Origin of the sequence: Rhodococcus sp. ACT016, assembly GCF_050477185.1 — a bacterium.
GTDB lineage: Bacteria > Actinomycetota > Actinomycetes > Mycobacteriales > Mycobacteriaceae > Prescottella.
In genome coordinates, this window is sequence record NZ_JBEAET010000001.1 from 3,047,562 (window position 1) to 3,059,978 (window position 12,417).

The 12,417-nt window shown below is 69.1% G+C and carries 11 protein-coding genes; 8 read left to right on the forward strand and 3 right to left on the reverse strand.

Going from position 1 to position 12,417, the window contains the following annotated elements; translation table 11 throughout:
* Positions 1–202 precede the first annotated feature (202 nt).
* From ACQ5DX_RS14015 to ACQ5DX_RS14045, 7 genes are all read left to right on the forward strand, one after another.
* Positions 203–1,639 (forward strand): MFS transporter, encoded by a 1,437-nt coding sequence (locus ACQ5DX_RS14015; RefSeq protein ID WP_430333195.1) that lies wholly within the window; start codon positions 203–205, stop codon positions 1,637–1,639.
* Positions 1,640–1,678: 39 nt separating this feature from the next.
* Positions 1,679–2,551 carry a ribokinase gene (locus ACQ5DX_RS14020; protein ID WP_430333196.1) on the forward strand — a complete coding sequence of 291 codons (873 nt, stop codon included), beginning with the start codon at positions 1,679–1,681 and terminating at the stop codon, positions 2,549–2,551.
* A gap of 49 nt (positions 2,552–2,600) precedes the next feature.
* A complete protein-coding gene (locus tag ACQ5DX_RS14025; RefSeq protein ID WP_430333197.1) occupies positions 2,601–3,059 on the forward strand; it encodes a GNAT family N-acetyltransferase in 459 nt (152 codons plus the stop codon).
* A gap of 51 nt (positions 3,060–3,110) precedes the next feature.
* The gene (locus ACQ5DX_RS14030) at positions 3,111–5,207 is read left to right on the forward strand and encodes a RecQ family ATP-dependent DNA helicase (protein WP_430333198.1); all 2,097 of its coding nucleotides are present in this window, start codon (positions 3,111–3,113) and stop codon (positions 5,205–5,207) included.
* A 133-nt stretch (positions 5,208–5,340) separates the two neighbouring features.
* Positions 5,341–5,868: a diaminobutyrate acetyltransferase gene (gene ectA / locus ACQ5DX_RS14035; RefSeq protein WP_430333199.1), complete on the forward strand. Its 528-nt coding sequence runs from the start codon at positions 5,341–5,343 to the stop codon at positions 5,866–5,868.
* Between the two features lie 13 nt (positions 5,869–5,881).
* Complete coding sequence (ectB, locus tag ACQ5DX_RS14040) at positions 5,882–7,141, forward strand: diaminobutyrate--2-oxoglutarate transaminase (RefSeq protein WP_430333200.1); 1,260 nt, start codon at positions 5,882–5,884, stop codon at positions 7,139–7,141.
* Positions 7,142–7,184: 43 nt separating this feature from the next.
* On the forward strand, positions 7,185–7,601 hold the full coding sequence (locus ACQ5DX_RS14045; protein WP_430333201.1) for an ectoine synthase: 417 nt from the start codon (positions 7,185–7,187) through the stop codon (positions 7,599–7,601).
* Between the two features lie 58 nt (positions 7,602–7,659).
* On the opposite strand, the gene ACQ5DX_RS14050 is transcribed toward ACQ5DX_RS14045, so the two are convergent.
* Together ACQ5DX_RS14050 and ACQ5DX_RS14055 are read right to left on the reverse strand one after the other, a co-directional pair.
* Positions 7,660–9,570 (reverse strand): YhgE/Pip family protein, encoded by a 1,911-nt coding sequence (locus ACQ5DX_RS14050; RefSeq protein WP_430333202.1) that lies wholly within the window; start codon positions 9,568–9,570, stop codon positions 7,660–7,662.
* 158 nt (positions 9,571–9,728) lie between these two features.
* Positions 9,729–10,202, reverse strand: coding sequence for a VOC family protein (locus ACQ5DX_RS14055; protein ID WP_430333203.1), 474 nt, complete (start codon positions 10,200–10,202; stop codon positions 9,729–9,731).
* Positions 10,203–10,272: 70 nt separating this feature from the next.
* On the opposite strand from ACQ5DX_RS14055, the gene ACQ5DX_RS14060 reads away from it, so the two are divergent.
* Positions 10,273–11,091 carry an NAD-dependent protein deacetylase gene (locus ACQ5DX_RS14060; RefSeq protein ID WP_430333204.1) on the forward strand — a complete coding sequence of 273 codons (819 nt, stop codon included), beginning with the start codon at positions 10,273–10,275 and terminating at the stop codon, positions 11,089–11,091.
* A gap of 15 nt (positions 11,092–11,106) precedes the next feature.
* Here the strand turns inward: ACQ5DX_RS14060 and ACQ5DX_RS14065 are convergent, their stop codons facing one another.
* Positions 11,107–12,348 (reverse strand): NAD(P)/FAD-dependent oxidoreductase, encoded by a 1,242-nt coding sequence (locus tag ACQ5DX_RS14065; protein ID WP_430333205.1) that lies wholly within the window; start codon positions 12,346–12,348, stop codon positions 11,107–11,109.
* Positions 12,349–12,417: the final 69 nt, after the last annotated feature.

Below are 12,417 nucleotides of genomic sequence, written 5' to 3' on the forward strand. Positions count from 1 at the left end.
AAGCTATCGCTGGTTGCCCGGGACCGTCCTCGATCGGATGTCCCGAGCGCGCCGTGAGCCAGAGCCGTTCGGCGGGGGTCGGACAGAGCCACAGGGCCGCGCGCGGTGTTCCCGCCAGCATGCCCTGACGGACGGGCGACGAGAAGATGCGTGCATCCGGTACGCGCCCCGTCCGCGGGCACCGCGCTGGAGAGCGCCCGACATGACGACAACAGATCCCTCGTCGACCACCACGACCGATCCGGTCCTGACGTCCTCCGAGGTCACCGTGACCGACGACGCCGCCGTGAAGCGGGCAGTGAAGGCCACGATGCTCGGAAATGCCATGGAATGGTTCGACTTCGGTGTGTACGCCTACCTGGCCACCACGATCGGGAAGGTCTTCTTCCCCGACGCGAGCGGCACCGCGCAGCTGCTCTCGACCTTCGCGATCTTCGCCGCCGCCTTCGTCGTCCGGCCGCTCGGCGGGCTGTTCTTCGGCCCACTCGGTGATCGGATCGGCCGTAAGAAGGTCCTGGCGACGACGATGATCATGATGGCCGGCAGCACCTTCGCGATCGGCCTGATCCCCAGCTACGGTTCCATCGGCATCGTCGCGCCGATCCTGCTCGTGATCTTCCGTCTGCTGCAAGGCTTCTCGACCGGTGGCGAGTACGGCGGCGCGAGCACGTTCGTCGCCGAGTACGCGCCCGACAAGCGTCGCGGCTTCCTGTCGAGCTTCCTCGAGTTCGGCACCCTCGCCGGGTACGTGGCCGCGGCCGGACTCGTCACCGTCATCACCGCCACGGTCAGCGACGACGCGCTCGTCGACTGGGCGTGGCGCATTCCGTTCCTCATCGCCGGCCCACTCGGCCTGATCGGCCTCTACCTGCGGGTCCGCCTCGAGGAGACGCCCGCCTTCCGGCAGCTCACGGCCGACGACGATCCGGTCGAGTCCACCGAGTCGGTCACCGGGCGCCTGCGCGAGACGCTGGTGACCAACTGGCGTCCGCTGATGCTGTGCATCCTGCTGGTCGCGACGTACAACATCGCGCACTACGGCCTGCTGAGCTATATGCCGACCTACCTGTCGACGACCCTCGGCTACGACGAGAGCCACGGCCTGCTGCTGATGATCGTCGTGATGCTCCTCATGATGGTCGGCATCACGTTCGTCGGACGACTCTCCGACCGCGTCGGCCGGAAGCCGTTGCTGCTCAGCGGATTCGTCGGATTCTTCCTGCTGTCGCTGCCGGCCTACCTGCTGATCGGCATCGGCGCCTACGTCACGATCTTCCTGGGCCTGGCGATTCTCGGAAGCCTGCTGTTGCTGTTCGTGGGTGTGTTCCCGTCGGTGTTGCCGGCGCTGTTCCCCACCGGCGTCCGCTACGGCGGTCTCGCGGTCGGCTACAACATCGCGGTGTCGGTGTTCGGCGGGACGACACCGCTCGTCCTCACGGCCTTGCAGGACGCCACCGGCAGCAACCTCGTCGCCCCGATGTACATGATGGTCGCCGCGGTCGTCGGCGGGATCACGGTGCTGTTCATCCCGGAGACCGCGCGCAAACCTCTCGCCGGCAGCCCACCGTCCGTGTCGACCCGCGCGGAGGCCGTGGCCGTGCTGCGACGGCCGAACGTCACACCCGTTCAGTCGGACTGACCCACTGCGACATTCGGCCACAGCGACTAGCCTCGGCACATGGCGGAGAACAAGGTTGTCGTCGTCGGCAGCATCAACATGGATCTGGTGGCCTCCTCCCCGCGCCTGCCCGCCCCGGGCGAGACGATCCTCGGGACGTCGTTCACCACGACGCCGGGAGGCAAGGGCGCCAATCAGGCGATCGCCGCCGCGAAGGCCGGCGCCGACGTCGCGTTCGTCGGCGCGGTGGGCGACGACACGTTCGCGTTGGACCTGCGGCAGGCCCTCGTCGAGGCGGAGGTGGATGCCGAGGGCCTGCGAGAAGTGAGCGGAGCCAGCGGTATCGCCGTGATCACGGTCGACGGGGACGGGCAGAACTCGATCGTCGTGGTCGCGGGCGCCAACGACCGCGTGACGGCCCTCACCGACGACGAACTGCGGGCGGTCGCCGACGCCGACGTCCTGCTGTGTCAGTTGGAGATTCCCCTCGACACCGTCACCGCCGCGGCCCACCACGCGGCCCGGTCCGACACGACCGTCGTCCTCAATCCGTCACCGGCACAGACGCTTCCGCCCGAGCTGCTCGAGTCGGTCGACGTCCTGATCGTCAACGAGACCGAGGAAGGGCAACTCGGCGCGGACGCCCTCGCGGCGGTGCCGCACGTCGTCACGACGCTCGGTGCGGCGGGCGCGCGCTACCGCGGACCGGACGGCGACCGCCTCACCGTCGACTCCCCCATCGTGGACGCGGTCGACACCACCGGCGCGGGCGACGCCTTCGCGGGGGCGCTGGCGTCCGCGTGGAGCCGCGGCCCCCGGGATGCGCTGACCTTCGCGTGCGCGGCCGGCGCCCTCACCGCGACCCGGCCCGGTGCCAGTGCGGCATCGCCCACCCGTCGCGAGATCGACGCCCTGCTGGCCGCGAACCACTGAGGCCGAAAAGCGGTTGGCTCCCGCCGGCACCGCCCGTACCGTCCACGATATGAGCTCATCGAACAGTCCGGTCCTGCGCCCGTGCCGCGGCGCGGCCGAGTGGCCTGCGCTCGTCCGCATCTGGCGCAGCGCGGTCGAGGCGACCCACCACTTCCTGTCCCCCAAGGACGTCGAATTCTACGAGTCCCGGATGCTCAGCGACTACCTCCCGGCCGTCGACCTGACCGTCGCGGAGATCGACGGCACACCGGCAGGATTCTCGGGGCTCGCGGGCAACTCCCTCGAGATGCTGTTCGTCACCGACGCACACCGTGGTCGCGGCGTCGGGTCCGCGCTGCTGCGGCGCGCGGTCGCCGACCACCCCGATCTGCACCTGGACGTCAACGAGCAGAACCCGCAGGCCGTCGGGTTCTACGAGCACCACGGCTTCGTCACGTCGAGCCGATCGGCGACGGACGCCGACGGACGACCGTTCCCGATCCTGCACATGGCCCGTTCGACCCCCTGAGCCGAACCACCGCCGCGCGACCTGTCGGCCACCTCGGGCACGATGGACCCCATGACGACCGCGACCACAGCAGATCTCCGTGACGAGGCCGAACGGTTGCTCCGGGAACTCGCGGGGCCGGACGCCCGGCTGCGCGAGGACCAGTGGACCGCGATCGAGGCGCTGGTCGTCGGCCGCCGCCGCGCGCTCGTCGTGCAGCGCACCGGCTGGGGCAAGTCGGCGGTGTACTTCATCGCCGCGAAGCTGCTGCGGGCGCACGGGCACGGGCCCACCGTGATCGTGTCGCCGCTGCTGGCGTTGATGCGCAACCAGGTGGCCTCGGCCGAGCGTGCGGGCGTCCGAGCAGCGACCATCAACTCGGGCAACGTCACCGAGTGGGACGAGATCCACGCGCGCGTCGCCGCCCGTGAACTCGACGTGCTGCTGGTGAGCCCGGAACGACTCAACAACCCCGACTTCCGCGACCAGGTGCTGCCGTCGCTCGCGGCGGACGCCGGCCTCGTCGTGGTCGACGAGGCGCACTGCGTGTCCGACTGGGGGCACGACTTCCGTCCCGACTACCGCCGGATCCGTACCCTCGTCGAGGACCTCGGCGACGGCATCCCGGTCCTCGCGACGACCGCGACCGCCAACGACCGTGTCGTGTCGGACGTCGCGACCCAGCTCGGCGTCGGCGGCGCCGAGACGCTGGTGCTGCGCGGCACCCTCGAACGGGACTCACTGAGCATGTCCGTCGTCCGGATCGCCGAGGCCACGCAACGCGCGGCATGGCTGGCCGAGCACCTCGACGAGCTCCCCGGCTCCGGCATCATCTACACGCTCACCGTGTCAGCTGCACGGGACCTGGCGAGCCTCCTGGCCGACCGCGGACACGGTGTGGCGGCCTACACCGGTCAGACCGACGCCGCCGAACGCGAGGTACTCGAGAGCGACCTGCTGCACAACCGCGTCAAGGCGCTGGTCGCGACGTCCGCTCTGGGCATGGGCTTCGACAAGCCGGACCTCGGCTTCGTCGTCCATCTCGGCGCCCCGTCGTCACCGATCTGCTACTACCAGCAGGTGGGCCGCGCCGGCCGAGCGACCGACAGCGCCGAGGTGGTCCTGCTGCCCGGGTACGAGGACCAGCAGATCTGGAGTTACTTCGCGTCGGTGTCGTTCCCGCGGGAGCATATCGTCCGCAAGGTGATCGACGTCCTCGACACCGAACGCCCCCAGTCGACGATGGCGCTCGAACCGCTGGTCGAACTGAACCGGACCCGTCTCGAGCTGGTCCTGAAGGTTCTCGACGTCGACGGCGCGGTGCGGCGCGTGCGGGGCGGCTGGGTGGCAACCGGACAGCCGTGGAGCTACGACGCGGACCGGTACGGCCGGCTCGACGCCGCCCGCCAGGCCGAGCAGCAGGCGATGCTCGAGTACGAGCGCACCGACGAGTGCCGGATGACCTTCCTGCGCCGCCAGCTCGACGACCCCGGCCTCGACGGCGACAGCCGCTGCGGCCGCTGCGACAACTGCGCCGGGCCCAAGTACAGCGCGGAGGTTGCCGCCGACACCGTCGCCGACACCCGCCGACGGCTCGAGCGCCCCGGCATCGACCTGCCGCCGCGCAAGCAGTGGCCGACGGGAATGGCGAAGCTGGGAATCAGCCTGTCCGGCAAGATCACCGACGGACCGGAGGCCGGCCGCGTGCTGGGACGACTGTCGGACCTGGGCTGGGGACAGCGGCTGCGCACCCTGCTCGACGGCCCCGACGCCCCCGTTCCGGACGCCGTCGTCGACGCCTGCATCAAGGTGCTCGCGGCATGGGACTGGGCGGAGCGACCGGGCGCGGTGATGTGCGTCGACTCCCCCGACCGTCCGATCCTGATGCGTTCGCTCACCACACGCCTCGCGCAGGTGGGGCGACTGTCGGACTTGGGCGTCCTGCACGAGCGCCCGGGCCACCCGCCGGTGTCCGCCGCGAACTCGGCATACCGCGTGGCGGGCCTGGCCGACGCGTGGGAGACGCCGGATCTGTCCGGGCTCGACCGCCCGGTGCTGCTGCTGGACGCGGTCACCGACAGCGGATGGACGCTGACGATGGCGGCCCGCGCCCTGCTTCGGGCAGGGGCACCCTCCGTCCTGCCATTCGCTCTCGCCACCCCCAAGTGATACACGATGTGACCAGCATCACATTCACCGTCTCACCTGCAACGCTGCCGGGTCTCGTCTGTCCGGTTCACAGCGATCCGTGAAATCGGGCGACACGGTTGTTACGTTCGAGTCACGAAGAACGGCAACAACAATGACGCCAACAGAAACTAGAGCTACCCCGACCACCGTGCCGGACGCGGTGGAGTTACGTAAGCCCCAGATCTCAGACGGAGTCCGGCTCTGGGAGATCGCCAAGGATTCACAGGTGCTCGACCTCAATTCGAGCTACTCATACCTGCTGTGGTGCAGAGATTTTCAGGACACGTCGATCGTCGCCACGACCGCCGGCCGAGTCGCCGGATTCGTGACCGGATACGTCCGCCCGGAGGCCCCGAACACGTTGTTCGTGTGGCAGGTCGCGGTCGACGCCGACCAGCGAGGCCAGGGACTGGCCGGGAGAATGCTCAACACCCTCCTCGACCGCCTTGCACTACAAGGTGTTTGGAACCTCGAGACCACGATCAGCCCGGACAACACCGCTTCCATCGCCCTGTTCACTTCGGTGGCGGGTCGCCGAGGATGCACCATCACTCAGCGAACCCTGTTCGCTCCGAACGACTTTCCCGACGGGCATGCGGCCGAGGACCTCTACACGATCTCGCCGCTGCACGCTTCCTGAGGAAGGACCACGCATGACCACTGTCGAGACCAGCATCTTCGAATCCCTCGAATCCGGGGTTCGCAGCTACTGCCGGAACTGGCCGACTGTCTTCGAAACGGCGTCGGGCGCCTGGATGCGGGACGAGTCCGGACGCGAATACCTGGACTTCTTCGCCGGCGCCGGCGCACTCAACTACGGGCACAACAATCCGGTGATGAAGACCGCCCTCGTCGACTACCTCGTCGGCGACGGGATCACCCACGGCCTGGACATGTCCACCGTCGCCAAACGCGATTTCCTGAAGACCTTCCAGCGCACGATTCTCGAGCCCCGCGGGCTCGACTACAAAGTGCAATTCCCCGGACCCACCGGCACCAACGCCGTCGAATCCGCACTCAAGTTGGCCCGCAAGGTCACCGGCCGCGAATCGATCATCAACTTCACCAACGCATTTCACGGAATGACGCTGGGTTCGCTGTCGGTCACCGGCAACTCGCTCAAGCGCGCCGGGGCCGGGGTGCCGCTCGTGCACGCCACCCCCATGCCGTTCGACAACTACTTCGGTGGCGCGACCGACGACTTCCACTGGTTCGAGCGGGTGCTCGAGGACTCCGGTAGCGGACTCAACCGCCCCGCGGCCGTGATCGTGGAGACCGTGCAGGGCGAGGGCGGGGTCAACGTGGCCCGGCCGGAATGGCTGCGCGCGCTGTCCGAACTGTGCACCCGCCACGACATCCTGCTGATCGTCGACGACGTCCAGATGGGCTGCGGCCGTACCGGACCGTTCTTCTCGTTCGAGGTCGCCGGCATCACCCCCGACATCGTGACCCTGTCGAAGTCGATCGGCGGCTACGGCCTGCCGATGGCGCTGACGCTGTTCAAGCCGGAACTCGATCTCTGGTCGCCGGGCGAGCACAACGGCACCTTCCGCGGCAACAACCCGGCCTTCGTCACCGCCACGGCGGCGCTCGACCACTACTGGTCCGACGACAGCCTGCACCGGTCCACACTCGCGAAGGGTGAGCGGATCAGCCAGATCTTCGCCAATCTCGCCGACACGTTCGACGGCATCAGCACCCGCGGCCGCGGCATGGTGCAGGGCCTGGTGTTCGACGAACCGGGCAACGCCGTCAAGGTGTGCGGACTGGCGTTCGACGAGGGCCTGCTCGCGGAGACGGCGGGCCCGTCCGACGAGGTGGTCAAACTGCTTCCGCCCCTGACGATCACCGACGCCGAACTGGACCACGGCCTGAGCATCCTGGCCGAGGCCACGGCCAAGGTCCTCGCCTGACCATCGCACCCCCGAACCTGCTTCAGCCACGAGAGGAACGGCCATGATCGTTCGCACCACCGACGAGATCACCGATACCGACCGCGACATCACCAGCGAGGACGGCAACTGGCGCAGCAAGCGCATCGTCCTGGCCGGCGACGGCGTCGGATTCTCGTTCCACGAGACCACCATCCGTGCCGGATCGGTCAACGAGTTCCACTACGCCAACCACGTCGAGGCAGTGTGGCTGGTCGAGGGTGACGGCATTCTCACCGACCTCGACAACGGCGAGGTGCACCAACTGCGACCGGGGACGATGTACCTGCTCGACGGGCACGAACGGCACCGCGTCGAACCGGTCACCCAGATGCGCATGCTGTGTGTGTTCAATCCCCCGGTGACCGGCCGCGAGGTCCATGACGAGAACGGGGTGTACCCGCTGATCGCCCTCGGCGACGAGGAGCGTGCCGCCTCCTAGGACTGCCGGAAGGCCGGGGCCCGGTGATCGACCGGGCCCCGGCCTTTTGTGGGCGCGATCAGCCGACGGGCTGCATCACGACGGTCGGCTGGTCGTCCAGCGGCGGCGGGACGTCGGCGGCAGGTTCGAGCCGGCGGCGCCAGAAGATGGTGAAGGCGACCGAAACGACCACCAGCCCGGCCAGCGCCGCGACGGCCGTCCAGAAGCTCGGTCCGTAGTAGCCGACGAGGACCATCCGCATCGCGTCGCGGGCCCACGTCAACGGCATGAGGTCGTGGATCCACCGCAGCGGCGCCGGCATCTGCTCGATCGGGTACACGGCGCCGAACGCGAAGATCTGGATCATCAACGCGCCCAACGCGATGAAGGTTCCGTTGACCGGGCCGAAGACGACCGTGAAGAGGCGACCGAGGGCCACCGCCGCGGCGCCGACGAGGATCATGACGGCGGTCATGGCCAGGGCGCTCGGCGGATCGACGTCGGCCACGAGAAGCGACACCGCAGCGGCCACCAGCGCGGCGACCAGTGTCACCAGCGCGGGAATCCGGTAGCGGCGCAGGCCCTCACGAATGACACTCTGATGAATGCGACGGGGTCGGCCACGACGCGGACGAACGACGAACCACGTCAGGATGCCGCACAGGAACAGCAGCACCGACATGACCGCCGGGACGGCACCGGGACCGAAGCCGGCGGCCGGGTAGTCGTACTTCTCGTCGGCGGTGACCGGCGAGGACAGCAGGCCCGCGGTCTTGACCCGCTGGTTCTCGTCGAACTGCGGAACCTGCGCGGCACCCTCGGTCAGCCCGGTCGCGAGTTCGGTACTGCCCGAATCGAGCTGGACCATGCCGGTCGAGAGTTCGCCGAGTCCGTCACGGAGCTGGACGCCACCGGCATCGAGCTGGCCGAGACCGGAGGACAGCTCGTTCGCACCCGAGCTCAGCTGATGCGCACCGGTGGACAGCTGCCCCAGGCCCGTGTTCAGTTCGGCTGCACCCGCGGTCGCGGCCAGCAGCCCGCCCCGGTAGTCGCTGGTCGGGTCGGTGAGCTGGCGGGCGAGCTCACGGGCTCCGTCGCGCAGCTGGACCAACTGGGCCGCGATGTCGCCCTGCTCACCGAGAACGCTCAGCACCGGACCGGTCACCATGTCGACGACCTCGCTGATCTGCCGGGCACCGTCGCCGAGCTGGTCCGTGCCGCCGACGAGCTGGTTCAGACCGTTGCTCAGCTCGCCGGAGCCGGCCGCGGCTTCGTCCGCCCCGGCGGCCAGCTCACCGGCGCCCGCGGCCAGCTCCTTGCCGCCCCGGTTCGCGTCGCCCAGCCCGGACGAGAGTTCCCGGCTGCCCGCGTAGAGCTGGTCGGTGCCGGTCTTGGCTTCCTTCGTGCCGTCCGAGAGCTGCTGAGCACCGGCGGCGGCCTCACCGAAGCCCTTGCCGAGGTCACCGAGCCCGATGAGGACCTGGTCGACGGACTGCTCGCCGATGGACTCCGAGACCGCCGAACGCACCTGCGCGACAACACTCTCCCCGACCGGCGTCGCGACCAGGCTGTTGTAGTCGTTGTAGACGACGTCGAGCTGGGCCCGGCGCCCGTCACCGCTCGCGGCGCTGGCGACGTCGGCACTGAACGTCTCCGGAATCACCACCGAGAAGTAGTACGTACCGTCGTCGACTCCCCTTCTGGCCTCGTCGGCGGTGACCACCTTCCAGTTCACGTCGCCGCCGTCGACGAGCGCCGCGACCACGTCGTCACCGGCCACGAGTCGCTGGCCGTCGAGGTCCGCGCCGGCGTCGGAGTTCACGATCGCCACGGGAAGCCGGTTCACCGTGTCGCCCGGGTTCCAGAGCGCCCACATGTAGAAGGCGGCAATCGCGAGCGGTGCGATGACGACGACGGCGAGGATCGTTCGAACGACGTGAGCCCGGCGCTCGGAAGCGCCGGGCTCAACGGAAGCGGAAGTAGGCACCATGAAGAGCTCTCTCGTCGGGAACCGGAGCGCAGATGGCCGGTGGAAAACCACCGCCAGCGGATGGACGTGCGTCCAATTCGGTCACGATAGAGTACTGCACGCGCGCGAGGTGGGCGTTTCCGCCGAAATCGCCTCGCCCGCCCCGCTGGTGCCGAACGTCAGGAAACCGGATCGGGATAGAACAGCTCACGTGCCCGACGCGCCACCTCTGCGGGCGGGACGTCCTCGATCTTGGTACAGATCGCCCACCGGTGACCGAACGGATCGAGGAACACCCCGTGCCGGTCCCCGGAGAAGGTGTCCGCCACCGGCGTGATCAGGTTCGCCCCCGCCCGCACCGCGGTGTCGACGAACGCGTCGGTGTCCTCGACGTAGACGACGAGCGAGGAGTGCACCCAGCCGGGCTCCGGTGCCTTCAGCCCGAAGTCGGGCATCTCGGTCGACAACTGCAGCATCGAGTCGCCGATCCGGATCTCGGCGTGCATCAGGGCGCCGTCCGGCGCGTCCATCCGGTCGACGATCACCGCGCCGAGACCGCGGACGTAGAAGTCCAGGGCCGCGGCGCCGTCCGGGACCGCCAAGTAGGGCGTGAGGGTTCGGTAGCCGTCGGGAATCGGGTTCACTGTGGTCATGCCGACCAGTCTCGGCCGTCACACGGCACCGCGGATTGAACGGATCGGACACGCGCCTACCCTGGAACGGGTGATCGACCGGATACGCGAACTGCTCGGCGGCCGGCGCGTGTGCGTGCTGACCGGTGCCGGAATCTCGACCGACTCGGGCATCCCCGACTATCGCGGCCCCGACTCCCCGCCCCGCAATCCGATGACCTACCAGCAGTTCGTCGGCGACGCCGCGTTCCGCCGACACTATTGGGCCCGCAACCACCTCGGCTGGCGGTACATGGACGCCGCCCGGCCCAATGCCGGGCACCGCGCCCTGTCCAGGCTCGAACGCGCGGGCGTCGTGCACGGAGTGATCACCCAGAACGTGGACCTGCTGCACACCAAGGCCGGCAGCCGCCGCGTCATCGACCTGCACGGCAGCTACGCCCAGGTGCGCTGCCTCGACTGCGGACACCGGATCTCGCGGATGACGCTCGCCGAGCGCCTCGACGCCGCGAACCCCGGATTCGCGGACTCCGTCGCCGCGGCCACGGGCGTCGAGATCGCGCCGGATGCCGACGCCGTCGTCGAGAGCACCGAGCACTTCCACATGGTCGACTGCGACCGCTGCGGCGGCATGCTCAAACCGGACATCGTCTACTTCGGCGAGAGCGTCCCGAAGCCGCGGGTCGCCGCAGCGTTCGAGATGGTCACCGGCTGCGACGCACTGCTGGTCGTCGGCTCGTCGCTCACCGTCATGTCCGGCCTCCGGTTCGTCCGCCGCGCCGCGCGCGACGGGATGCCGATCGTCATCGTCAATCGCGGCGCCACCCGCGGCGACGAGTTGGCCACCGTCAAGGCCGAACTGGGCAGCTCCGAGGTCCTCGAGGAACTCGTCGCCGCACTGCCCGGCTGAGATCTGCGCCGTGCGCTATCGGACCGGGGAGAACACCGCCAACTCGGGGCGAGTGACACCGGTCGCGATGCTCTCGGCGAGCAGCTGTCCGGTCACCGGCCCCTGCAGGACTCCCCACATGCCGTGTCCCCCGGCGACGAAGACGCCGGGTGACCGGGTCGCGCCGATCAACGGCAGATTGTCGTGGCTCATCGGCCGTGACCCCACCCAGGCGTCCTGGACGCTCCAATCCCGGACCCGCAGAAACGGATTCGCAGCACGGATCATGGCGTCGATGCGGGCCGGGTTCATGGGCGCGTCCGGGTGCCGGAACTCCATCGTCCCGGCCACCCGCAGTCTGCCCTGGTACGGCGTGCATGCGATCCGGGTCGCAGGCAGGTAGAGCGGCGCTGTCGCGGGCTGATCCGTTTCGACGGAGAACGAGTAGCCGCGCCCGGCCTGCACACGCACCCGCACGCCCAGCGGCTTGGCGAAGCGGGTGATCCACGCTCCCGTCGCCAACACCACCGCGTCCGCGCGCACCGGCGCGGTCGAGTAGGTGTCGACGAAGACCGGACCGGATCCGTGTCGCACGTCGCGGACGGTGACGCCGTCGAGGATCTCACCGCCGCGCGCCCGAATCGAGGCGGCAAGCGAGGTGAGGAAGGGTTCCGGCTCGATGAACCGCTGGTCACGCAACTCCCACACCGAGGTGACGGCATCCGTGAACTGAGCAGGCCGACGGTCCGACTCGACACGGACCGCATCGACCGCAACCCCCGCCGCCGCGACCGCGCGGATCTCGGTCAGCAGGTGGGTGCTCTGCTCGTCACGTTCGAATCCGACGAACATCGAGGAGGTGGTCTGCGCCCCTTCCACGCCGCCTGCGCTGAGGTCGTCGTAGGCCGACAGCGCTCGAGTGTTCAAGAACCCCAGGTCCGCCAGACCGCGCCTCCAGGCCCTGGTGGTGCAGCGGGCCGCGAATCGGGCCAGGAATCCGGCGGTCCGCATGTCCGGAACGAGGGGAACGCTCAGTGCCGCATCCGGCCGTCCGAGACTACTGAGCCCATAGCGGAGGGCGCCCGGCTCGGCCAGGGGCGCCGCCAGGCCGGGTGTGAGCAATCCAGCGTTCCCCCACGACGATCCGCCGGCCACCCCGGCCCGATCGACCACCGTCACTCGTACCCCGTGCTCCTGCAGGAACCAGGCCGTGGACAACCCGACCATGCCGGCACCGACGACGACGACGTGCTCTGGGGTTCCGTTGATCGATCGCATTCCAAGCCTGCTTTCCTACACGATGACGGTGTGCAGGGGTAAGTCTCGGCCGAAGACCCCCTCACCTGC